This is a genomic window from Psychrilyobacter piezotolerans, assembly GCF_003391055.1.
In the GTDB taxonomy this organism is placed as follows: domain Bacteria; phylum Fusobacteriota; class Fusobacteriia; order Fusobacteriales; family Fusobacteriaceae; genus Psychrilyobacter; species Psychrilyobacter piezotolerans.
Genome location: NZ_QUAJ01000002.1, coordinates 1 through 25,347, shown reverse-complemented (window position 1 = coordinate 25,347; position 25,347 = coordinate 1). Strand labels below are relative to the sequence as shown.

22 protein-coding genes and 1 pseudogene are annotated in these 25,347 nt (G+C 33.3%); all 23 read left to right on the top strand.

Annotated elements, in window-relative coordinates:
• Positions 1–2 precede the first annotated feature (2 nt).
• Positions 3–560: a CDP-diacylglycerol--glycerol-3-phosphate 3-phosphatidyltransferase gene (gene pgsA, locus DYH56_RS01490; protein ID WP_114641231.1), complete on the top strand. Its 558-nt coding sequence runs from the start codon at positions 3–5 to the stop codon at positions 558–560.
• Positions 561–572: 12 nt separating this feature from the next.
• Entirely contained in the window at positions 573–839 is a 267-nt protein-coding gene (locus DYH56_RS01485) for a YggT family protein (protein WP_114641082.1), read from the top strand.
• A 163-nt stretch (positions 840–1,002) separates the two neighbouring features.
• Positions 1,003–1,944, top strand: a complete 942-nt coding sequence (gene rsmH, locus DYH56_RS01480) for a 16S rRNA (cytosine(1402)-N(4))-methyltransferase RsmH (RefSeq protein ID WP_114641081.1) — start codon at positions 1,003–1,005, stop codon at positions 1,942–1,944.
• Positions 1,941–2,228 (top strand): hypothetical protein, encoded by a 288-nt coding sequence (locus tag DYH56_RS01475; RefSeq protein WP_114641080.1) that lies wholly within the window; start codon positions 1,941–1,943, stop codon positions 2,226–2,228. The genes rsmH and DYH56_RS01475 overlap by 4 nt, the downstream gene beginning before the upstream one ends.
• A gap of 94 nt (positions 2,229–2,322) precedes the next feature.
• A complete protein-coding gene (gene rlmD, locus DYH56_RS01470) occupies positions 2,323–3,681 on the top strand; it encodes a 23S rRNA (uracil(1939)-C(5))-methyltransferase RlmD (RefSeq protein ID WP_114641079.1) in 1,359 nt (452 codons plus the stop codon).
• 28 nt (positions 3,682–3,709) lie between these two features.
• Positions 3,710–4,321: a glycerol-3-phosphate 1-O-acyltransferase PlsY gene (plsY, locus tag DYH56_RS01465; protein ID WP_114641078.1), complete on the top strand. Its 612-nt coding sequence runs from the start codon at positions 3,710–3,712 to the stop codon at positions 4,319–4,321.
• 29 nt (positions 4,322–4,350) lie between these two features.
• Positions 4,351–5,349, top strand: coding sequence for an NAD(P)H-dependent glycerol-3-phosphate dehydrogenase (locus DYH56_RS01460; RefSeq protein WP_114641077.1), 999 nt, complete (start codon positions 4,351–4,353; stop codon positions 5,347–5,349).
• A gap of 19 nt (positions 5,350–5,368) precedes the next feature.
• On the top strand, positions 5,369–6,196 hold the full coding sequence (locus tag DYH56_RS01455; RefSeq protein WP_114641076.1) for a sigma-70 family RNA polymerase sigma factor: 828 nt from the start codon (positions 5,369–5,371) through the stop codon (positions 6,194–6,196).
• A 255-nt stretch (positions 6,197–6,451) separates the two neighbouring features.
• Positions 6,452–7,564, top strand: a complete 1,113-nt coding sequence (dnaN, locus tag DYH56_RS01450; protein ID WP_114641075.1) for a DNA polymerase III subunit beta — start codon at positions 6,452–6,454, stop codon at positions 7,562–7,564.
• Between the two features lie 155 nt (positions 7,565–7,719).
• Positions 7,720–8,250: a DUF116 domain-containing protein gene (locus tag DYH56_RS01445; RefSeq protein ID WP_114641074.1), complete on the top strand. Its 531-nt coding sequence runs from the start codon at positions 7,720–7,722 to the stop codon at positions 8,248–8,250.
• Between the two features lie 9 nt (positions 8,251–8,259).
• Positions 8,260–11,220 carry a tetratricopeptide repeat protein gene (locus DYH56_RS01440; protein ID WP_114641073.1) on the top strand — a complete coding sequence of 987 codons (2,961 nt, stop codon included), beginning with the start codon at positions 8,260–8,262 and terminating at the stop codon, positions 11,218–11,220.
• 9 nt (positions 11,221–11,229) lie between these two features.
• The gene (locus DYH56_RS01435) at positions 11,230–11,586 is read left to right on the top strand and encodes a hypothetical protein (protein ID WP_114641072.1); all 357 of its coding nucleotides are present in this window, start codon (positions 11,230–11,232) and stop codon (positions 11,584–11,586) included.
• A 130-nt stretch (positions 11,587–11,716) separates the two neighbouring features.
• Positions 11,717–12,331 (top strand): MotA/TolQ/ExbB proton channel family protein, encoded by a 615-nt coding sequence (locus DYH56_RS01430; RefSeq protein WP_202922745.1) that lies wholly within the window; start codon positions 11,717–11,719, stop codon positions 12,329–12,331.
• A 10-nt stretch (positions 12,332–12,341) separates the two neighbouring features.
• Positions 12,342–12,782, top strand: a complete 441-nt coding sequence (locus tag DYH56_RS01425; protein ID WP_114641071.1) for an ExbD/TolR family protein — start codon at positions 12,342–12,344, stop codon at positions 12,780–12,782.
• A gap of 11 nt (positions 12,783–12,793) precedes the next feature.
• On the top strand, positions 12,794–13,735 hold the full coding sequence (locus DYH56_RS01420; RefSeq protein WP_114641070.1) for a TonB family protein: 942 nt from the start codon (positions 12,794–12,796) through the stop codon (positions 13,733–13,735).
• Positions 13,736–13,738: 3 nt separating this feature from the next.
• Entirely contained in the window at positions 13,739–15,133 is a 1,395-nt protein-coding gene (locus tag DYH56_RS01415; protein WP_114641069.1) for a sigma-54-dependent transcriptional regulator, read from the top strand.
• 16 nt (positions 15,134–15,149) lie between these two features.
• Positions 15,150–16,640, top strand: coding sequence for a DNA polymerase III subunit gamma/tau (dnaX, locus tag DYH56_RS01410; protein ID WP_114641068.1), 1,491 nt, complete (start codon positions 15,150–15,152; stop codon positions 16,638–16,640).
• 71 nt (positions 16,641–16,711) lie between these two features.
• Entirely contained in the window at positions 16,712–17,506 is a 795-nt protein-coding gene (locus DYH56_RS01405; protein WP_114641067.1) for a hypothetical protein, read from the top strand.
• Positions 17,507–17,956: a 50S ribosomal protein L9 gene (gene rplI / locus DYH56_RS01400; protein ID WP_114641066.1), complete on the top strand. Its 450-nt coding sequence runs from the start codon at positions 17,507–17,509 to the stop codon at positions 17,954–17,956.
• A gap of 8 nt (positions 17,957–17,964) precedes the next feature.
• Positions 17,965–19,305, top strand: a complete 1,341-nt coding sequence (gene dnaB, locus DYH56_RS01395) for a replicative DNA helicase (protein ID WP_114641065.1) — start codon at positions 17,965–17,967, stop codon at positions 19,303–19,305.
• A gap of 354 nt (positions 19,306–19,659) precedes the next feature.
• Positions 19,660–20,895: a peptidase U32 family protein gene (locus DYH56_RS01390; RefSeq protein WP_114641064.1), complete on the top strand. Its 1,236-nt coding sequence runs from the start codon at positions 19,660–19,662 to the stop codon at positions 20,893–20,895.
• A 139-nt stretch (positions 20,896–21,034) separates the two neighbouring features.
• A pseudogene (locus DYH56_RS01385) lies at positions 21,035–21,955 on the top strand (peptidase U32 family protein); the annotation flags it as partial.
• A gap of 630 nt (positions 21,956–22,585) precedes the next feature.
• A partial coding sequence (locus DYH56_RS01380; RefSeq protein WP_114641062.1) for an NACHT domain-containing protein occupies positions 22,586–25,347 on the top strand: 2,762 nt, incomplete at its 3' end.

The following is a 25,347-nucleotide window of genomic DNA, read 5'->3' as shown; positions in this document are numbered from 1 at the left end:
GTATGAATATGCCTAATAAATTAACCATGGCAAGGATGGTTTTAGCAGTTCCATTTATTTATTTTCTAGGAATATCTGATGGAGATAATGGATTTATATACAGAATGATAGCTTTAGGGTTGTTTACGATAGCATCTATTACAGATTTTTTAGATGGATATATAGCTAGAAAAAATAATATGATTACAGATTTTGGAAAGCTGATGGATCCCTTGGCAGATAAGATATTAGTTATATCAGCATTGGTGGTATTTGTAGAAGTTGGCTTTTTACCATCATGGATATCTATAGTTGTCCTGGCTCGTGAATTCCTGATCAGTGGTATCAGGTCATTGGCAGCCGCCAATGGAGAGGTTATTCCTGCTGGGAACCTGGGGAAATATAAGACGACTGCTCAGATGGTAGGGATAGTGATAATAATGATATTGGGAGTAACACAGATCGAAGTATTGGGTATTAATTTAAATATTTGGATAATGTTACCTTCTGTAATTTTGACTATATGGTCAGGATGGGATTATTCAGTGAAAGCAAAACATTATTTTATGAATATGGAATAAGTGGAGGAATAGATGTTTTTGATATATAGAGTAGTGAGTTATGCAGTAGAAATATTGAAAATTTTAATTTTATTGAGAATAATATTATCATGGATTGCTCCAAGAAGCAGGAATGAATTTATTGATTTGATTTATACGGTTACAGAACCAATCTTAAGACCATTTAGAATATTGATTCCTTTAGGTGGTGCCAGGTTAGATCTGTCACCAATCCTGGCATATTATGTACTGGGTCTTGCAAAGTATTTAATTTTTAGAATATTAAGTATGATTTCGTAGGGGTAATTCTTCGTAAGGGTAATTCATGAATTACCCTTACGAAATGAAAAATTAATGGAGTCTGCCCGCCAAAGGCGGGCAGACTCCATTATCTTTAAAGGCGTGTAATGACGTAAAAGTTAAAGGGGAAAAAGAAAATTAACAGTTTTAAGTAGGAGGAAAAATGCATAAAGAGATAGAGTGTGAATACCATATACCGGTGCTGTATGAGGAGACCTTAGACAGATTGGTTACTAATGCAGACGGGGTGTATGTAGATGGGACCCTAGGTGGAGGAGGTCATTCAGAAGGAATCGTGAAAAGACTTTCGGAAAAAGGTGTGTTGATCTCTATAGACCAGGATCAGAATGCCATTGACTTTGCAGGGAAAAGGTTGGAAAAGTACGGGGATAAAGTAAAAATATTTAAATCTAATTTCCAGGAGATGGATAGTGTAGTATATATGGCAGGATACGATAAAGTGGATGGAATAATGATGGACATAGGAGTTTCTTCTAAACAGCTGGATGATCCTGAAAGAGGGTTTTCGTATAAATATAATACTCGTTTAGACATGAGAATGGATAAAAATATGCCTATTTCAGCCTACGAAGTAATAAACAACTATGAGGAAGAGGAGATCTCGAGAATCATATATGAGTATGGTGAGGAAAGATATGCCAGAAAGATAGCTAAATATATAGTACACAACAGAGAGGAAAAAGCTATAGAAACTACTGGAGATTTGGTAGCGGTAATCAAAAAAGCTATCAAAGGACATCCTAAGAAACATCCGGCTAAAAAAACCTTCCAAGCTATAAGGATAGAAGTTAATAAGGAATTGGATGTACTTGAAAACGTAATTGATAAGGCGGTTAACCTGTTGAAGCCAGGGGGAAGACTGGCTATAATTACCTTCCATTCGTTAGAGGATAGGATAGTGAAGCAAAAATTTAAAGAGCTGTCTACAGATTGTCTCTGCCCATCCCATCTATTGGTTTGTCAATGCAACCATAAAGCAACAGTGAAACGTATAACAAGAAAACCTGTTATTCCTAATACAGATGAGCTGGAATTTAACAATAGAGCACATTCGTCCAAATTGAGAGTAGTAGAAAAGTTATGAAAAAAAGACGTAAAATATTAATGATTTTATTACCGATAATTTTTTTAATTTTTATGGAAGGGTTACGTCTGCATTATACTATAGAGGCAGTCAGAGTGAGTAAGGAGATTAAGGCACAGAAAACCTATAATCAGAACCTTCAAAAGGATATATCCAGGGAAAAAATAAAATTGACAGAAAAAATGGACTTAAATACAATTAAAAAACGTGCTGAAAAAGAGTTGGGGATGGAAGTTTCCGAGTCTATAAACTATGTCAAGATGGGAAAAAGTGTTTCAAAATGAAATAAAAAGCTTTGAAACTTGACTTTGGTCGATTTAGGTTGTATGATGAGTAAGTGCTAGTTTGATTATAAATTGTTATGAAAAGAGGTAGAAGTTGAAAAAAGGAAATATAGTAGAGATTAAAATAGATAAGATAATTTTTGGTGGTGAAGGATTAGGATATTATGGCGATCTAGCTATTTTTGTACCTATGTCTGTACCTGGGGATGTCTTAGAAGTAGAAATAATTTCACTAAAAAAAACATATGGAAGAGCTCTTATAAAAAAGATAATAACACCTGGAATAGATAGAGCAGCAGGAGACAAAATAAGTTTTGAAGAACATCATGGCTGCGACTTTGCCATGCTTAAATACAATGAGCAGTTAAAGTATAAAAAACTCATGGTAGAAGATGTGCTTTCCAGAGTAGGGAAGGTAGATTTAGATAAGGTAGAAATATCGGACACCGTAGGAGCAGAAAATCAATTTAACTATAGAAATAAAGTGATCGAACCCTTTGCACGTAAAAACGGAAAGATTATATCAGGATTCTTTAAAAAAAGATCCCATGAAGTTTTTGAAGTAGAGGAAAATATCCTTCAATCCCAGCTTTCAAATGAAATTATATCCAGGATCAAAGAACTCCTAAATGAAGCTAAACTAAGTGTATACAATGAAAAAGCTCATAAGGGAATATTGAGACATATAATGGTCAGAACCACGTCATTCAATGAGGCTATGGTTGTACTTATCATTAAAGGTAAGGTAGATTCAAAAATAGAAGAGGTTTTAAATACCCTGTATAATGAAAACGACAAGATTAAGTCTGTATACGTTTCTATCAACAACAAGAGGACAAATTTTGCTTTAGGTGAGCAAAATATCCATCTGTTGGGGGAAAAATATATAAAGGAAGAACTGTATGGAATTGAGTTTAACATATCTCCTACATCGTTTTTCCAGATTAACATAGAACAGACTAAAAAGTTATATGAGAAGGCGATCTCTTACTTTGACGACATAAAAAATAAAAATATAGTGGATGCTTATTCAGGTACAGGAACTATCGCTATGATCCTGTCAAAGGACGCCAATAAGGTCTACGCTATAGAGATAGTGGAATCAGCAACAAGAGCTGCACTAAAAACAAGTGCAGAAAATAAGATAGAGAATATAGAATTTATAAATGGTAAAGCTGAGGAAAAATTAATTGAACTAATCGAAACAGGAAATCAAATAGATTCAATAATATTTGACCCCCCTAGAAAGGGAATAGCACAGAATATACTGGAAAAGTTATCTGAAACAAAGATAAAAGAAGTGGTATATATATCATGTAATCCGTCAACATTTGCCAGGGATACGCAGATATTAGAAGGATTGGGATATAAGTTAACCAAAGTTTGTCCGTTAGACATGTTTCCTAATACCAGTCATATTGAGGTAGTGGGGAAATTTTTAAAGAAGGGATAATTCATGAATTATCCGTACAGGAGGGAAGATGGAAGTTAAATTGATAATTTTTTTAATAATAGCTTATTTCATGGGATCTATTCCAACAGGTGTAGTTATAGGAAAAAAGTTTAAAGGTATAGATATCAGAGAACACGGCAGTAAAAATACCGGTGCAACCAATGCATACAGGGTACTTGGAAAACAATACGGGATAATTGTTCTTTTGGCAGATGCCTTAAAGGGATATCTGCCGGTTTTTCTAGCACATTTAGCTGGAATAAATGGGTGGCAGCTTATCTTGGTAGGGTTAGTGACGATAGTTGGTCATACCCTGTCCATGTTTTTAAAATTTAAAGGCGGAAAAGGTGTAGCTACTAGTTTAGGAGTATTTTTATACTTAGTTCCAAATATAGTTTTAATCTTAGTGGCTGTATTTATACTGATTGCATTTTCAACTAAATACGTATCCCTGGCTTCTGTATCAGCAGCAGGATTATTTCCGATATTGGTACTGTTTATGCCTGTGAAGCCGGAGCTGGGAAAATGGAATATGTTTGGATTTGCCCTTATAATAGCTTTATTTGTAATATTCAAACATAGAAGTAATATACAAAGACTTCTTCATGGAAATGAAAACAAATTTGGAGCTAAAAAATAATTTAAACGATTTTAAAAAAGGAGTAAATTATGGGGAAAATTGTAGTGATGGGAGCAGGTTCTTGGGGAACAGCACTTGCTAGGATTATAGCGTCTAAAGGAAACAATGTAACTTTATGGGATTACAACGAAGAGAGGGCAGAATTATTGCAAAAAAGCAGGGTAAATAAAAAGTTTTTACCCAATGCTGAATTTCCAGAAACTTTACAGGTAACATCTAAGATCGAAGGTTTGTTAGATGGGGTAGAATACCTGATCATGGCTGTACCATCCCAAGTATTGAGATCTGTTATGGAAAAGATCAGTTGTCAGCTGACAGAAAAAACAATAATAGTTAACACTGCCAAGGGGATAGAGATTTCTACAGGGATGAGATTATCCCAGGTGATTAAGGATGAAATATTGGGGAAATTCCACAAGAATATTGTGATTCTTTCTGGTCCTACCCATGCAGAGGAAGTGGCTAAAAATCTTCCGTCTACAATAGTGGCTGCCGGGGAATCTGAGTGTGCTAAAAAAATCCAGGAACTCTTTAATACAGAAAATTTCAGGGTGTATGAAAGTAATGATATTATCGGGGTAGAACTAGGCGGGGCTGTGAAAAATGGTATTGCAATAGCTGCAGGTGCAGCTGATGGAATAGGGCTTGGAGACAACACAAAGGCAGCTCTTATAACTAGAGGATTAGCAGAGATGATAAGGTTTGGAGAAGCTTTAGGAGCTAAAGCTGAGACTTTTTCGGGACTTTCTGGAATGGGAGATCTGATAGTAACATGTGCTAGTACCCACAGTAGAAATAGATATGTGGGACAAAAATTAGGTGAAGGAAGGAAATTACAAGAGATCTTAGATGAGATGGAGATGGTAGCTGAAGGAGTACCGACTGTGAAAGCTGTCTACGAATTAGCTCAAAAGAAGAAAGTGTCAATGCCAATATTAGAAGGTGTCTACAAGGTATTATATGAAGATAAATTAGCAACTGAAATGGTAAAAGAATTGATGACTAGAGACTTAAAGAGAGAATTTTAAAACTAAGGATGATGAGACTATGGAGAGAACAAAAGATTTAGTATCTTTATATTTAAAAGATATTAGGCAGTATGAAATTTTGACAAAGGAAGAGGAATTAAAATTACTTATAGCAGCTAAAAATGGCTGTGAGGAATCTAAGGAAAAATTAATTCTGTCCAACTTACGGTTAGTAGTGAATGTAGCTAAAAAATATACTAGAAAAGGACTGGGTTTAATGGACCTTATCAGTGAAGGTAATTTTGGGCTTATTCATGCTATTAAGAAATTTGATGTGGATAAAGGGTTTAGATTTTCAACCTATGCAGTTTGGTGGATTAAACAATCTATAACTAAGTCTATAATAAGTAAGGGAAGGGAAATAAGGATACCATCTTATAAATATGATATGTTGAATAAAGTAAATAAATATATTATGAATCATGTGATGGAAACCAGTAAATATCCTGATTTTAATGAAATATCAAAGGGCTTAGGTATACCAGAAGACAAGATTCAAAAAGTAATGTTAGAATTTCAAGATCTGATGTCTTTGAATGCTTCCATAGGAGAGGACATCTTCTTAGAAGACACCATAAGCCAGCCTGAAGAACAGTCCCTCGAAAACCAGGTTTTGAGAGGAATAGGCAGGGAAGAGATCACTAAGATGTTAGATGCTCTAAAACCTCGTGAAAAAGAGATAGTGAAATTAAGATATGGAATAGATGGATACGATATCCATACTTTAGAAGAAATTGGTAAGACATTTAATATTACCAGAGAAAGAGTGAGGCAGATTGAGAAAAAGACCTTATTAAAGCTTAAAACAAGATTTAGTGAGGAATTGAAGCCCTATTTATTTAAATAATATAAGTTCCCCGCCTTTTTCCGGTGGGGAATCTTTAATTTTAATGATAGATGTGGTAGAATAAGTGAATTGAAACAGACTCTTCTTTTTTATGGTTTCTCGAGATTACAACTGTTAGAATCGACATTCAAAATCAAGTTTTAACTATACTTGATTTTGATAATCGTAGAAAAGCGTGTAGTTAAAAAGAATTTTGAGTACTGGTGAATCGAGGGAAAGGTAGTAATAAAGGAATTAGCACATGGGAGGTAAAAATTGAAAATAAAAGTAAATAAACAAGAATTTTTAAAAACTTTAAGGATAGTCAGTAAGGCTATCACTGAAAATAAAATAAGACCTATTATTTCAGGTGTATATATGGAGGCCAATGATTCCACGATAATTTTAAAGGGAACAAACTTAGAATTAACGGTTACATCCAAGATGGAAGGAGAGGTAATAGAGGGCGGAAATCTGGTATTTTCCCATCAATTGGTGGAAGAATACCTGAAAGAGATCAGTGACACCGAGATAACTCTTAGTATAGATGGAAAAACTCTTTTGATAGAAACTGAAGATTCATCTTCGGAATTTTCTGTTTTTGATGCTGATGAATATCCAAAAATCAGAGGATTTAAAGGCGGGAAAGAATATAAATTGCCCATAGAACTTTTTGTGAACTTATTGGAAAAATCAAAGTTTGCGGCTTCTCAAACTACAGATAATATATCTATAAATTGTTTGAGGATGGAATTGGAAGGCGGGATGTTGAAATTAATCTCAACAGATACATACAGACTGGTCTATATAACCGAGGAAGTAGACCTGGATGGGGAATTAAAAGTCAGTATCCCCCTAAAAAGTGTAGAAGCTATGATAAAAATTTTAGTTTCAAAAAAAGTCGATGATATTATCTTTACATATGAAGGAAACCAGGTTAAATTCATAGTGGGAGCTACCGAGATATTGACCAGGGTAATTGATCTGCCATTCCCGGACTATGATGGGATATTAAATGCAACAGGATACAACAAAGAAGTTTTAATAGATTCGGCTGAATTTAAAAATGTACTTAAAAGGGTACAGATATTTGTTAGAAATAATACAGAATCTAAAAATAGCGGGATATTTGAATTTAAAGATGATCTCTTGGAAGTAAGCGGGATATCTGAAATAGCTAAGATCAATGAAACTATAGGGATAAAAAAAGATGGAGAAGATCTGAAAATATCTCTCAATGTAAAGTTTTTATTGGATTATCTTGCTTTTATAGAAAAGGGAAAAAATGTATTTTTGAATCTTTCCACTTCTAGTGGTGCTGTGGAATTGACGATAGAAAATGAAAAGAATTTTAAATATCTAGTGATGCCTTTAGCATTAAAAGATTAAAATATAAGGAAGTTCAAGTTTTGGTTAAAACTTGAGCTTTTTTTGACGGTGTAATTTTAATATGATATACTAACTAAGAGTACCATATGTAAGAATCCCTTGATTAAATAAGGTTTATAAAGGTTTTTATCTATAGGCCTGATGGAGAAGATAATATGTTGAAATTAGTTATTTTAAGGTGGATATATCTCATATTTTACCTTCTAGTGATCATAGCTAGAAAATTTTCCAAAGAAGAGATTGAGAATAGCAGGATCTCTAAGATATTTATCCGTTTTAATAATGGTGTCGTGTTAAAACGATGTAAGAATATACCTGCAAACAGGGTATCTATCTTACTCCCCCATTGTATTCAAAATTATGAATGCCCGTTAAAGGTGACATCCAGGGTAGAAAATTGTAAGGAATGCGGGAAGTGCAAAGTAGGAGATATCCTGAAATTACAAAGAAAATATGGCGTGAAAGCTAAGATCGCTACCGGCGGAACACTGGCTCGTAAGTTTTTGAAAGAAACAAAACCAAAACTTGTAATAGCTGTAGCCTGTGAAAGAGATTTAGTAGCAGGAATCTATGATGCTTTTCCAATGTCTGTATACGGTGTATTCAATAAAAAAATAAATGGGCCATGTTTTAATACCGATCTTTCAATTCAAGAGGTTGAGAGTGTACTAGAAAAATTAAGGTAGGAGGAACTCATGAAGAAAAAATTATTTATTTTATCCCTTTTGATTGTAGTGGGGAGTCAAATTTTTGCTACAGATAGAGATGATATGAAATACATTGATAAATTATATGAAGCTAAAGAATATTCCATGGCTGCAGATGAATTGAAAACTTTTGTAGGGAAATATCCCGACAGCAGGTATCAAAAAGTAGCACTGGAGAGACTTTCTAAAACTCTCTATTTGAATAAAGAGTATAAGAGTTCTGCAACTTATTTTAATCAATATTTAAAATTGGAAAGATTAAAAAAAGATGAGAAAAATGAAGCACATTATTATTTAGCCAGAAATTTAACTTATCTAAAGGATTATAATGGAGCCAAAAAAGAGATCAACTTAATTGATAAAGATTCTCCTGAAAAAATAGATGCTGTCTATTATCTGGGAATATCCTACTATGAAAACGGCAGATATGAAGAGGCTAAAAAAACTTTTAAATATCTCATTACTAAACCTGCAAGATCAAAAGATGCCCTCCTGTATATATCCCTGTCATCTTATAATAACGAGGAGTATGTGAACAGCACCATCTATTTAGATGAATATTTAAAGGGTGACGCTTTGGGGAAGAACATAGAGTTAGCCAGCTATATGTATGGGATGAACCAGTATAAGTTGGGAAATAATGATCTGTCTATAAAAAAATTAACAGAGGTGGAAACAAATTATCCTCAGAGTAAATATATAGCGGATGTGAGATATGGTCTTTTGGATATCTATCTATCCACCGAAGATATGGAAAAAGCAGGGGAATACTATAAAAAATCAATGGGCGGTAGTAATGAGGAGAAAGCCAATATACTTTTAGCCAATTATTATTTTGCAAAAAAAAATTATGAGAATTCATTGAAATACTATGAATTAGTAAAAAATTCCAGTGATCCTAAAGTTATATACGGGTCAGCCTTTAGTATGCTTGAGGTAGGAGAATCAAAAGGTGGTATAGAGGGTGACAAGCTGGTTGAAAGATCGAAAAAAGGATTTGAAAATCTTCTGGGAACGAATCTAAATTCCGAAGGGATCTACTATATGGCACTGATAGATTTTAGAGCTGAAAAATATAGTGAAGTGATAAAAGACTTAAAATCTTATGATGAATCTAAGATGAAGAGGGAGTATAGAAATAATATAGATCTATTCTTAGGGAAATCGTATTTTGAGACAAAAAACTATAAAAAAGCCAGAATTTATTATACAGATGTATATAATAGAACACAGAGTAAGGAAGGTCTTTACCAACTGATCCTGGTTAACGGTAAATTAAAGGATCTGGAAAATACAAGGTTGAGGTTCGAGGAATATAAAACTAAGTTTTCTACAGATATAGAATACAGACAAAAGATCTATCTTATAGTAGGGAATACATATTATAAGGGCGGGAATATAAAGGCAGCTAAAGATACTTATAAAGAGTATTTAAGATCCTATAACGACACTAAAATTTCAGAAAATTTGATAACTATCCTGGTAGCAGATGGAAGTTATAGGGATCTGATAACATACCTGACTCCCCAGCCTAAAACAGCAGAAAACAGGTATCTTTTAGGAGTTGCATATCTGGGACTGACACAATATGAGAAAGCAGCAACAAAATTTCAAGGTGTAATGACAGGAAAAGATGCGAGTTTGGATCAAAAAGAAAAAGCCAGCTATAATCTGATAAAGACTCATTTTGCTGCTAAAAATTATGGTGATGCCATAGGATCTGCCGAACAATATTTTACAGTGAAGGAGTACAAAAAATATAAAAATGAAGTTATGGATTTAGAAGCCCTGTCCAACTTTAGACTGGGGAAATATTCAGATGCCAGGGAAATATTTGGTGAATTGGGAAAAGATCCAAAATATAAGGAATACAGCCAGTTCCAGATAGCTGAAACATATTATAATGAGGGAAAATTTGATCTGTCTTTTAGTGGATATAACGATCTCTATGAAGAAGATAAAAAAGGTGTGTATGCCCGAAAATCATTGTACTGGGGGATAAATATCCTCTATACCCAGGGAAAATACGAAGATGTAATTAAAAAAAGCGGGGAATTCAATTTGGAGTATCCTGAGAGTGATTATATAGCAGATGTTAATTTTTACAGGGCTGATGCATATTTTAAATTAAACGATATAAAGAGTGCAGCTAAAACTTATGCCAAGATATACCAGGAGACAACCGATGAAAAGCTGAAAAATAAAACAGCCAAGGAGCTTACAACTTTATATTACAATGTGGATGACTATGAAAATGCCAACCTATGGAAGGAAAAAATAAGTGATCCCAATGAAAAGATATATTTGTCGGCACTTATCTATGAAAAACAAGGGAAGATGGATCTGGCTGTAGTGGAATATAAAAAACTGACAGACAATGCAGAGTATGGAAGTAGGGTAAACTTCAATTTAGCAGCTAACTATTATAAGGAAAAAAACTATGATGAGGCAAAAAAATATTATGAAAATATATTGAAGGTAGAAGATGGTCCATATAAGGATACAGCTACATATCGTATAGGGCAGATATATTTTAACTCAAAGGATTACAGTAAGGCACTTAGAAACTTTATGAGGATAGAGCTTTTATATGAAGAGAGCAGTCTGAGGGAAGCGGCAAAATTAAAGATTGCAACGACCTATGAGATTCAAAAAGAAGATGAGAAGGCTAAAAGAACCTATGAAGAGTTTTATGAAACCTATCCTCAGAGTAAATACAGGGGCTTGATCTTGGAAAAATTATTGGTGATAAACCTAAATGAAGATAAGCCAGAGAAAGCTAAGAAATATTACGATGAACTATTGGCAGCAAATAAAGATGTGGCAGAAAGATACACTTCATACTTTGAAAAAAAAGAAGATAAAAAAGAAGATGAAAAAGAGGAAGTATCACAGGTAAATACTGAAAAAACCCAAGAAAAAGAGGAAAAAACAACAAACAATAATTAGGGGGACAAGATGAGAAGATTTATAAGTGGATTACTATTAATAATGATGTCGATGAGTATTTTTGCAGAGGGAAGTGAAGCAGAGATCCAGAAAGAAGTCAGCGGGATCAATAAAAGTACTGCAACAGAGGGTAGAATATTGTTGGAAGGGCAGGAAAAGGACCCTACATTACAGGCAGTGGACCTAAACTTAGTAAATAATTCAGATCAAAAGTTAGAAACTACTGATATAGACTACAATCAAACCGAGCAGACAGATGATCTTTTAGCAGATATAAGTGAGACAAAAACACAACCTAACTATGTGGTGTGGGGATTGACTATATTAGGAGTATTGGTAGCAGGATTGGCCTTGAGCTCAAAATAAGACTCCTCCTTTCTATGGTTCCTCTTCGCTAAAGGAACCAAAGTAAAAAAGTGTGCAGAATTTATTTACGATAGTTTTCCTTAGCGAAGGGAAAACGATAACAAAGAAAGAGTTATAAGGAGACTTAATCATGATAGAAATATTTAAGAGCGGCGGGATGTTGATGTATGGAATTCTGCTATTATCCATATTGGGAACAACAGTAATAATAGAGAGATTTGTATATTTTTTAAAGAATGAAAAAGGAATAAAAGATGAGCTGAAAGCACAGTTAGAGGAAGCGATTACCTCTAAAGACAAGGAGTTAGCTTTGAGTTTGTGTGAGAGTGAGAATTCATCCAGTTTAAAGGTATTAAAAGAACTCATATTAGAGCATGATTTTGATGGAAAGGTAGATATCGAATATCTGGAAGAAAAAGCCAGAGAAAGAGCCTTGATAGAGATACCTAAATTAGAGAATCATATGTGGTTATTGGGAGTAGTGGCTCATGTAACTCCATTGGTAGGATTATTAGGGACAGTATCAGGGATGATCGCAGCATTTAGAGTTATCGCAGTAGTAGGGTCAGGAAAGCCGGAGATGCTGGCAGACGGGATATCCCAGGCTTTAATCACTACAGCTGCAGGACTTACAGTAGCTATACCAGCACTTATATTATATAATTATTATAATAAAAAGATCGATCATATAGTAAATGAAATAGAAAAAACTACCGTTGAGTTTATCAACTCTCTTAGAAAATAAGGGGGACTATATGAAAATACAAAGACTGAAAAGGAAAAATAGTAGAAATTTGATCTTGGATATGACTCCATTGATAGATGTAGTATTTCTACTCCTGATATTTTTCATGGTGGCTACAACATTTCAAGATGTGGATTCCAGTGTAAACATAGAACTGCCAAAATCCAGTTCAGAACATAAGATAACTATTAAAACTTTAGAGGTGAAGATAAATAAAGACCTGGAGATTTATTTAATAGTGAAAGATCTAAACGGCAAAAATGAAATGATGAAAGTAGAACAAGGAAATCTTAAAGAAAAATTAGGGCAGAAATTAGAACTTACAAAGGATAAAAATGTAATTGTAAGTGCTGATAAAAGTGTGAATTACCAATCTCTCATAGAGGTGTTAGATATAGCTAAAGAAGCGGGAGCAGGTTCATTAGACCTCAATACTAAAAGTTTGAATTAGGAGGTGATAAGGTGAAGACAGATAGAAATGATTATTTTAATAAAATATTTGTAGGAGTCCTTATCCTTCATATAATTTTCCTCTATATAATGCCGGGCTTAAAAAAGATAGTAATAAAGGAGCCGGAAGTAAGTAAGATCACCATTGGGATAAATAATTATTCCGTTGACAGTGCTCCTAAAAAAATTATTGAAAAGAAGAAAGCCGCTGAAGTTATAGAGCAAAAAGAAGTTAAAGTTGCAGAAAAAAAAGAGGAATTAAAAAAAGAAATTCCTGAGAAGATAGAGAAAAAAGTGGAGAAAAAGAAGATTTTACAGATGACCCAGTCATTTGATGATCTGGATATCTTGGCAAGTTTAGACTCCCCCAGAGAAGTAAGTAAGAGTGGGGAAGATCTTAAGCCTAAGATAATAAAGGTTTCAGATATGGAAGATAAAAATAAAATAACTGAAATGGAAGACAGAAAATTAAATGAAATCAATGATAATCCTGAAGATAGAATCGAGGAAAATTTAGATTCAGTGGAAGCTGTAATATCTGACAATGGATCGGAAAAAATCGTGGTAAAAAATGATCCAACAGATGGGGTAAAGGATATAAGATGGGATAACCTCATGAGTGAAGAAAATCCAAATATAGTAGGGCCTAAATCAGGATTAAAAGTAGGGTCTGTAGATGGGAAATCCAAAGTGATCTGGGATCCATCCAATAAGGATCCAAAATATCCATTGGAAGCAGAAAAAAATGCTCAAACTGCTGATGTAAAAATAATTTTGGATGTAGATGCCGATGGAAAAGTTCTCAGAGTAAGGTTGGTTAAAACAGGAGTAGATGTAATAGACAGAGCTGTAGAAAGCATAGCCCGTGACTGGAATATAAAACTTATAAACAGCGGAATGGCTGTAAGTGGAAGTGTCATGGTAGAATATAAATTTAAGTTAAAAGGCAGGTAATAGATGAACATATTGGGAATAAATTTAACGGAAAAAATAAAGGAATCACTGTTGGAGAATTTAGATGGAGATTTTTCTTTTGAAAGTAGTTATACTAATGTAGGAGATTATATAGAGAATACCAAATACAATCTGATAGTCATGGATATAGATGGGTTGGAAGAGTTGGATAAAACTAAAACAGTGATAAAAGAGATCTATGAAAACCAGAGTAAAGCTATAATTGTGGCACTGGGAGAAAGAGCAACCTTAGACCTGATAGCCTGGGCAATCCAGCTGGGAGTATATGATTACCTTCTTAAACCAATTGAAGAGGACGAGGTAATAAAGATAATCGAAAAAGCATTAAAAGACCAGAAGTTAAAGGCTGAAAAGTTAAAGAAAAAAGAGACACCTAAGGGAACGGTAATTGGAAACAGTCCTAAAATGGTGGAAGTGTATAAAAAAATAGGTAAGGTAGCCACAAATAAAATACCGGTATTGATAAGCGGGGAAAAGGGAAATGGTAAGAAGGCAGTGGCAAAATCTATCCATAGATTCAGCTGTCTGAAGGAGAAACCATTTGTCAGTGTAAACTGTACAGCATATCAAAAAGAGTTCTTAGACAGAAAGTTATTTGGATATGAAAAGGGAAATATATTTGAATCACAGGTAGAACAAATCGGTATATTGGAAAAGGGTTATGGCGGGTCGATTCATTTAGGAAATATAGAGTCACTGGATCTGACTCTCCAGGCAAAATTACTGGGAGTACTTCAAGAGGGAGCATTCTTTAGAGTAGGCGGGTCAAAGCTTATTAAAACCGATATCAGGATCATAGCTACTACCAGTGTAAACTTAGAAGAACTGATAATGAATGGAAACTTCATTGAAGAGCTGTATCATAGACTCCGAATATTGGAGATAGAGATACCGCCGCTGAGAGAAAGAAAAGATGATATCCCCCTTATGATCCATCATTTTATTAAAAGATTCAATGAGGAATTTTCTAAGGCGGTCAAGGGAGTATCTACTCCAGCCATGAAGAAAATAATGAGGTATGACTGGCCGGGAAATGTAAGGGAATTAAAATCAGCTGTAAAATCAGCCATGGTATTATCTAGAGGTAGGAGTATCTTAGTAGAGGACCTGCCGTCAAATATTATTGGGAATAAAACTACTAAAAGAAGGGGAGATGTCCAAGACTGGATATTATCCGACTGGGTAGAGGGAGAGATCCAAATGCTCCAGGGATCTAATCAAAAAGATTACTACGGTAATATAATCTCCAGAGTTGAGAGGGAATTGATCAGACAGGTACTGGAAGTGGCCAATGGAAAAAAAGTAGAAGCAGCAGAAACACTGGGAATTACAAGAAATACATTAAGAACAAAGATGAATAACTATAATTTAGATTAGAGTTTGAGGAGATAAGATGCATATAACGCTTTATAGAAAGTATAGACCCAGTACCTTTGAAGAGGTAGCTGGAGAAACCGATATAATAAAAACTATAAAAAATTCTTTAAAGGAAAATAAGATGGCCCATGCATATTTATTTACAGGGCCAAGAGGAGTAGGGAAGACAACTACTGCAAGACTGATAGCCAAGGGATTAAATTGTATGGAAAATGGTGTTACCGATACACCCTGTAACAGATGTGAAAACTGTATAGAAATCAGTAAAAATAAGTTTATAGATCTGATAGAAATTGATGCTGCATCAAATCGTGGAATCGATGAGATCAGATCATTAAAAGATAAGATAAATTATCAGCCTGCCAAGGGCAGGAAAAAAGTATATATAATAGATGAGGTCCATATGCTTACTAAAGAAGCGTTTAATGCTCTCCTAAAGACATTGGAAGAACCCCCGGCTCATGTTATCTTTATCCTGGCAACTACCGAACCGGATAAGATATTAGAGACTATTATCTCAAGGTGCCAGAGGTATGACTTTAAACCTGTAAATTTAAAGGAATCCATGGATCACCTCCTTATGATAGCCAAGTCCGAAGGGGTAGAAATAGATGATCCCAGTCTAAAATTGATCTATGAAAAATCCGGCGGAAGTATGAGAGATGCTATCTCTATCTTTGAAAAATTAATATCTTCATGTTATGGAGAGGGGATCACTTTAGAAAAAACAGAAAAAATATTGGGAGTTATCCCAGAAAAAAAACTGGCAGAATTTTTGGAGATCATCAGAGAGAATGACCTGGTTAATGGGATCAATTTTTTAGATGACTTATGGAATGACTCTATAAATGTAGAGGAATTTTTGAAAAGTTTTGCCTACTATCTGAAGGAACTGATGATTGAAAAAAAATCACCATTTAATATAATGAAATCTATAGCAGTCATAGAAGATATATTTGAGGTCATGGGTAAATTCAGATATGAAGAGGATAAGAGGATCTTAGGTTATGTAATCCTGCATAAAATAGGGGCAATTCATGAATTGCCCTTACATGAATCACCCGTACAAGAAAAGATAGTGGAAAAAATAGTGTATGTTGAAAAAGAGGTCTCTGCTAAATCCGAGGAGACAGGGACAATTCATGAATTGCCCGTACAGGAAAAAACAGTGGATATAAGTATAGAGGATGTCAGGACAAATTGGAATGACCTTGTAAATGAGGCCAAGAGAAGAAAGATGCCGCTGATCTCATTTTTATCTACTGCCACACCTACTAAGATAGAAGACGGGATTCTGCATATTGGATTCTACGCAGAAAATAGATTCCACAAGGAAAGTATGGAAAAACCATATTACAACGATATATTCTTAGGAGTACTCAAGGATAAATTCGGAGGGAGAGTAGTTGTAAAATATGATCTTTTAAATGAAAAGAATAAAGTTGTAGAAGATAAAAGTGATTTTGTAGAAAGAGTAGTGGACTTTTTTGATGGTGAACTTATCTAATTCTTAACTAATTATGGGAATTATGATACAATAAGGACTGTGGAAGTAAATGAAAAAGGGAGGCACAAATCATGATTAAAGTAACGATAAATATCATCTTATTATTTTTAGCGTCATCATTGATACCATTGGGGTCATTTATCTTGCCGGCATATAAGATAAAAAAAATGCCTAAATTAAATTCTAAGGACAGACTCTTGGCAAATTTAATTTCTGGCGGGGTAATATATTTTATAGATGATAAATTGTTCTTTGTCTATGTAGGCTTTTTCCTCTTACTAGAAGGAGCCTATTATATATTTGAAATGACTTCTATAGAAATATTTGACAGGATCTTTATTTCAACTACAATAACTACAGCAGCAGGATACCTGCTTATGAAAGCATTTATCGGAACACCGGATAATCTGATGACAATCATGGATACTATGTACAGGGAATATCTAATTTTAGACCAAAGTGTCATAACTACCATGATGGGTTATGTTAAAGAGCATCTATTATTTATAATGTTTACATATTCATTGGTGATAAATTATTTTACATATTTTATATTGAAAGGGAAAACCTATAGAAAATGGAATATTTCTTATTTATGGATACTGGTATATATAGTTACATTTTTTATAGATAAGACTCTGAAAATTGATAATTTTTATGTTAAGAATTTATATTCAATAACTACTTTGATCTATGTAATTTATGGAATTAAAGTATTATATAGTATGTTTAGAGAAAAGATAAAATGGAGAGTTTATGGAAAATCATTAGCAATAGTAACTGCTTGTTTTTTTCCAATAGGAATTTTTATTTTAGGAGCAATGAATAGTTTTGGAATAATAAGAATAAACAAAAGGAGGAAATAAATGTCAAAAATAAAAGTAATACTTAATACAGATGTAGCAGGACAAGGAAGAAAAGGTGACATAGTAAGTGTATCGGAAGGATATGCTAAAAACTTCTTATTAAAAGGGAATAAAGGGATTATAGCTACTGATGAAGAGATGAAAAAATTAGAAGCTAAAAAAAATAAAGCTGCGGCAAAAGATCAGGCTGAAACTGCTGTAGCAGAGGAACAAGCTAAGGTATTAGGAGAAAAAACTTTATTCATGAAGGTAAAGGCCGGGGAAAATGGAAAGGTATTTGGTTCTATAACCAATAAAGAGATATCTGAGGCAATAAAAGCTCAATTTGATATGGTAATAGACAAGAAAAAAATAGATGGAAGTATAAAAAAAATAGGTGAACACAAAGTAAATTTAAAATTACACAAAGGTGTAAAGGCTAGCTTAAAAGTAATAGCAGAAAGAATGTAGGAGAAAATATGCAAGGTATAGATAAATTAAAGATGGTTCCAACTAGTTTAGAAGCTGAAAGGTCGGTATTAGGCGGGGTGTTGTTGAAGCCGGATTCCCTGGAAGATATCGTAGAGATAGTAAAAGCCAGTGACTTCTACAAAGGAGCACATAGAAATATTTATGAAGCCATGTTAGTGGCTTATTCTAAAGGGGAAGTAATAGACCCTGTAGTTTTAATAAATACGTTAAAAAAACAAAATAAATTTGAAGAAAGCGGCGGGGAAGCCATCCTGTATGAGATTATAGAACAGGTTCCTACTGCTGCAAATATCTTAACTTACGCCAGAATAGTAAAGGAAAAAGCTACCCTGCGTAAATTAGGAGATATAGGTACTCAAATAGTGGAGATGACCCATGAAGGTTATGAAGATATAGATGATATATTGGATAAAGCTGAAGGGATGATCTTTAAAATAGCTGAAAATAAAGAGAGTAAGGATGTAATAGAGGTAAAAGATATTATATCCCAGGAATATGAAAGATTGGAAAAATTAATGGACAACAAGGGAATGACCACCGGGATCTCCTCAGGATTTAAACATTTTGATGAGATGACCAATGGTTTTCATCCTTCGGATCTCGTGATCTTAGCGGCCAGACCAGCCATGGGTAAGACAGCATTTGTTCTGAACCTGGCACTGCAGGCTGCTGTAGAAGAGAAAAAAAGTGTCATGATATTCAGTCTGGAGATGTCCAACTCCCAGTTACTCCAGAGATTCTTAGCTGCAAAGGCCAGGATTCCCCTTTCAAACCTGAGAAACGGTTTTTTAGAACAAGATCATTGGGTAAAGCTGGGATCAGCCAGTTCAAAATTAGCTGAATCCAGTATCCAGATAGCTGATATGCCCAATATAAATGTTATGGAGATAAGAGCCATGGCAAGGAGAGCCAAGGCAGCAGGAAAATTAGATATGATAATCATAGACTATCTGCAGCTTATAAAGGGTAGGGATAAAAATGGTGAATCCCGTCAACAGGAGATCTCGGATATATCCAGATCACTTAAAATAATAGCCAGAGAATTAGAAGTACCGGTAATAGCACTGTCGCAGCTTTCACGTGGTCCCGAACAAAGAGCTGACAGGAGACCAATGTTATCAGACCTGAGAGATTCAGGTGCCATCGAGCAGGATGCCGATATGGTAGTTTTCCTCTATAGAGACGACTACTATAACGAAGAGAGTGAAGATAAGGGAATTGCCGAAGTTATCATAGGTAAGCAGAGAAACGGTCCTGTAGGAACGGTAAAACTGCGGTTCTTCCATGAATATACACAATTTGGAGATTACACTACAAGTATAAACTAGTTCGTTAGGGTAACGCCTTGTGCTTACCCGATAAACTCTTCCTCCTAGGTTTCCCTCAGATCAAGGAAACCAAAGGTGAGGTGAAAGAAAAAACTTAGCCACCAATGAACACTAATCTTCACTAATAAAAAACAGTCACAGATTACAAAGAATTTTGAAAATTTATTCGTGATATTTAGTGTAATTCGTGACAAAAAAGAATTATTAGTCGGTGATAAAGTCAGATCTTAGTCTGCGTCAAAAAAAATGTTTTATATATCGACGAATATAGATTAGTCATAAAAATAAAAATAGCAATAAAAGTTAGGGTGCAAGTCTGCTTTTTATAAACATATATAAAAGGAGATGAAAGGAATGAAAAAAAGAGTAGAACTGTTAGCTCCAGCAGGGAATTTTGAGAAGTTAGAGATGGCTTTTCATTATGGTGCTGATGCAGTATTTTTAGGCGGGAAAGAATTTAGTTTAAGAGCAGGGGGACACAACTTTGACAGAGAAGAGTTAGTGGAAGCTGTTAAATATGCTCATGCAAGGGATAAAAAAGTATGGGTAGCGCTAAATATAATCCCGCATAACGATGAGATGGATGCACTGCCGGAGTATGTACAGTTTTTAGAAAAAACAGCTGGAGTAGATGGTGTAATAGTAGCAGATTTAGGGATTTTGGAGATAGTTAAGGAAAACTCAAACTTACACATAAGTGCAAGTACTCAGGCAAGTAACACTAACTGGAGATCGGTTAAGATGTGGCAGGAGATGGGTGCTTCGAGAGTTGTTTTGGCTCGTGAAGTTTCCCTGGAAAACATCAAAGAAATCAGAGCTCATGTACCGGATATTGAAATAGAAGTATTTATCCATGGAGCACTATGTATGTCTGTATCAGGTAGATGCTTACTCAGTAACTATATGATAGGAAGAGATGCAAACCGTGGAGACTGTGCCCAGTCCTGCAGATGGCAGTATAATGTCATGGAAGAGGATAATAACGGGGATAAGCAACCTGTTTATTCTGAAGATGATCCTACACATATATTTAACTCAAAAGATCTATGCACAATTGAATTTATAGATCAGATATTAGATGCAGGTGTGGATTCACTAAAAATTGAAGGAAGAATGAAGGGTATTTATTATGTTGCCACAGCTGTAAAAGTTTACAGGGAAGCAGTCAATAGATACTATGAAGGAAACTTTAAATATAGTGAAAAGTGGTTAAAAGAACTTGAAACAATGTCCCATAGGAAATATACATCTGGGTTCTATTTTAATAAACCAAATTCAGATTCACAAAATTATAACAATAGAAATTCATACAGTCAGAGTCATAAATTAGTTGCAAAAGTAGCGGAGAAACTAAGTGAAAATGAATATATCTTAGAAGTAAGAAATAAAATATTTACTGGGGAAGAGCTGGAAGTAGCAAGTAATAACGGCCAGCCGAAGATCATTGTGCTGCCGGAGATGGAGATTACAAAGAAGAGAATAACAAGTATGGTAACTGATGCTAATCCTAACTCTGTTGTAAGGGTAAAGATAGATGCAGATATCAACAGACTTGATATGATAAGAAGAGTTTTACCAGAAGCAGAATAGAGGCAAAAAGAACGAGACGTTCCACTGTCCTAGAAACTAAAGAAACCACAGATAAATTAAAATAATCTGTGGTTTTGGTTTATGAAAATATTATGAAATGAAGGTGCAAGAAATTCATGAGATTTTTAAGGAGTAAAAGATGAGAAAAACAGAATTAGTAGCCCCAGCAGGGAATATGAAAAAATTAAAGTTAGCTTTTGAAAGTGGAGCTGACAGTGTATTATTAGGCGGGAAAAAATATAACCTGAGAACAGGGAGTCATAATTTTACAGATGAAGAACTGGAAGAAGCTGTAAGTTATGCAAAAAAAAACAGTAAAAAAATATGGGTAACACTGGATATTATCCCCCATAACCATGAATTAGAAGGTTTAGATGAATATGTTAAATATTTGGAGACCATCGGTGTTCATGGTGTTATGGTAGGAGATTTAGGGGTTTTTCAGGTTGTGAGAGAGTTTTCTAACTTAAAGATAAGTGTATTAACTCAGGTAAGCAACACCAACTTTAGAGCTGTGAGGATGTGGCAGAAGTTAGGAGCTTCGAGAGTTATCTTAGCCAGAGAGATATCCATTGAAAATGTAAAAGATATTAGGGAAAAAGTACCTGAAATAGAGTTGGAGATCTATGTTCACGGAGCCATGCATATGTCTACCTCTGGCAGGAGTCTGCTGACCAGCTATATGTCTTCTAAGGAAGAAAACCTGGATTCCAACAATGCACAGTGGAAATATTCGGTAGAAGAGCAAACAAGACCCGGTGAATATATGCCGGTATTTGAAGATGAGCATGGGACCCACATCTTTCATTCAAAGGATTTATGCTCCATTGAAAATTTAGATAAAATTTTAGAATTAGGCGTAGATGCCATAAGAATTGAAGGAAGAATGATGGATAACTACTACTTAACTGCATCGGTTAGAGTTTATAATGAGGGGATCAATGATTTCTATAGTGGAAACTTTGATGTGAAAGAAGAGTGGTTGGAAGACCTGGAAAAAGCTTCACCAAGGGAATTTACAAGGGGTTTCTACTTTGGGATAGAAGGTAAGAGATCAATATAGAAAATAATAAAAAGCGGCTAAATTCCAATGAGGATTTAGTCGCTTTTTTTTTGGTGGATTTCTCTCAGACCTCACCTCTAACTCCTCTCCTAAATTAGGAGAGGAGGACTTTAACCACTCTTCCTTTCTATAGTTTCTCTTCGTTAAAGAAACTAAAGTGGAGGGAGGAGGAAAATTTTCGAAAGAGTAACGCCCTCTTTTGTTCCCCCTTGATCCACGAGTATTTAAAATTTACTCAATTGAGTAAAATTTTAAAATGTGGATAAGTGGGGGAAGTAGGTCTCGGAAGAAGGCTAAAAAGCTACTCCACCAATGTCATGAGTATTTTTAGGAGTGCTATATATAAGAATGATTCAAATAAAAGATTGAGGAAGCTATGTCTATAAATAATGCACCCTACCATAAAAAATAATTAAAAATATTGCAGAAAACCTAAAAAAGAGTTAATATGTTTATGATTAACCTATTACTTATTAAGGGAATTGTAAAAGAATATTAGGCTACTGTAAAGTCTCAACCTAAGTGAAGAAAATAAAGTATTGTATTAATTAATAAGTCGAAAAAAATAAAAACTTTAGAAAATTTCAAGATTATGTTATAAATGTTAATTATAAGGGGGAAGAACGTTTGAAGAAAGAAATGGTGACACATTATTTGGAAAAAATACCTGATTTATTAAATGGGGTAATTAATTATATTGGAGAAGAGGGTGATACGTTACTTAAGGATGTTAATGGAATCACTGGATTGATTTTAAAGGTTTTTACAAAACCCTTAATTAATGAATGTACTAAAGCAGTTGAAAAAAATAAATTGGAAGAGTTTGGACGGAATACATATTTAATGGCTGCATTAACACAAGGAAAAGAATCTTTTGAGTACGTTAATGATGATATTCGGTTTAAGGTTTTAAATGGTGAAGTGTTAAAAAAAATTAAAACCGCTTTTAAAAATGATACTGATAAATCAACAGAATTATTAAATACATTAAGATTTGATTATACAAAACATCCAATCATTTTAAAAATTAAATCTATTTATAAAAATATATTTAATGAATTGGGTGAGTCAGATGAAGTAATGAGTAAATTTATACTGCATTTTAATACTAATATTGAAGAACAGATAAAAACTAAATTTGGGGATAGTTTTAATAATCATCAAATTTCAATTGAAAATTTTTGGTTAAAAGAAAAAGAATTAGATTTATTAGAAGATATTAAAAAGCTTGAAAAAATTGGTTTTCAAGAAGATGAAAATTTAGAATATGAAACAACATATGCCAAATGGGTAGAGGTAACTAATTATAAATCACCTCATAATGAAATTGATGAAAATGAATATTCTGAAATTAACGAGTTAATTGAAGAATATTTTAAAAATGATGAAGATAATTTAGATAAGATATTATTTATTATAGCTGATTTTGGGAAAGGAAAATCAGTATTTATGAAATATCTTGCTTCTCAATTGGCAAAAGAATATCTTGAATGTATGGAAGGAAAATTCCCAATTTATATTAATTTAAGAGAATTTAGCCAGTATTCAGATGACAGTAAATTAGGCTTAGTTTCCAATTTTTTGATAAAAAAATATCAAATAGACATATCAGAAGAACACTATAAAAAAAGAGAATATGTATTTTTATTTGACGGGTTAGATGAAAGCGGAGAATTAAGGGCAGAAAATATTGATAAGGTTATTGAAAGTATTCGTAGGATTCAACGGCTTGATATGTCAATCTGTCGAAAAAATAGAATAATTATTACTTCTAGACCAATTAATGAAGGATTAAAGAGTCATTTATGTAAATATAAGCCAAAAGAAACAATAAAAGAGGGTTGTTGTCCTATACCAAATTATTTATCTATTCTAGGATTTAAAAATGAACAGGTAAATAATTATATTTATAAAAATTTAAAGAAAATAGTTCAGGATAAATCTAAATATACTAATTTTTCAAAAAAAATAATCGATAGCTTAGAAGATCAAAAAATTAACATTGCTAAAATGTTAATAGAAGATCAAGTGATTTCAGCTGATGAACTAAGACGTCCTATTTTTTCATATATGATGTTTCAATTGATAATAAAAAATATTGATTTTAATAAGTATGGAAAAATAGGTATTTATATGACATTTTTAAATTTATTGACAAAAGATGCTAAGCACGTTAAGGACATTAATTATAACGTTAGCTTAAAAGAAGAATTTGAATTCAGAAATATTTTACATGCAATTTCAGCTTTATGGATGGTAGAAAGACATACTGGAAATCAAGGAATTTTGAAAAAATCTGATATTTGCAGAACCATTAAAGGTAATAAAATTGATGATAATGATAATGTTGTCCTTGAAAAATTTAAAAAGATTAAAGATATTCAATTTTTATCTCATTCTTATTTTGGTGAAGATGGAAATACACTTCACTTTCATCATCAATCATTTGCTGAAATATTATTAGCCGAATATTATTTAAAAGCTATAATTAAGTACTCATTAGACAAACAGTCAAATGCTGAAGAATTAGGGATGAAGTTAACGCTCGGAGAACCAACTGATCAGACAATGGAATTTCTCACAAATTTAATGATTATGTTAAGAGAATCTTCAGTTGAAGAGGCTAATGAAGAAATCTTAGAAAAAAGAAAGCTTCTCCTCCCAATAATTGCATCTTTAGGAATTGATCAAAACAACAATTTATATTCATCGCACATAGACTATACATGGAATGAAAAATACATGTGTGATGAATATTTATCACACATTAATGAAGAAATGTTACGGGATTGGCCAATAAAAGGTAAAACAATTCAAAAGATTATAGATACAATGTATGAATTATTTGAATCAGATAATACAAATTTATTTGTTAAGGGGAAACAAAATTCATCATTGTTTAATGAAGAAATTTATTCAATAAACAATTATATGGTTAATTCCAATTTAAAAATTGATAAATGGATTGCACTACTAGTTGGAAATACTTTATATAATGATAAAAACAAAGAGAAGTTTTTTAACAAAAAATTAAAAATGGAAAATATAATTTCTTTGTGGAAAGATAGAAATTATACTCATGGATCAAGTTCACCTGAATGGGGAAATCAATTATTCAATGGTTTAGATTTTAATCATAAAGATAATGATAATTATTTTAATCATCAAGACAATGATGTTTTTTTTAAAAGATGGAATGCAATTAATTATTTAGATTTAGGGGAGGTAGATTTTTCAAATAGTATATTTAAAAATATTTCATTTAGAAATTGCAATTTATATAACTCTAATTTTGAAAATTCAAATTTAATTAACATAAGTTTTTTTAATTGTAATTGCGGTTATATAAATTTTGAAAACGTTAAAATAAAAAATTTAGAATTAAATGA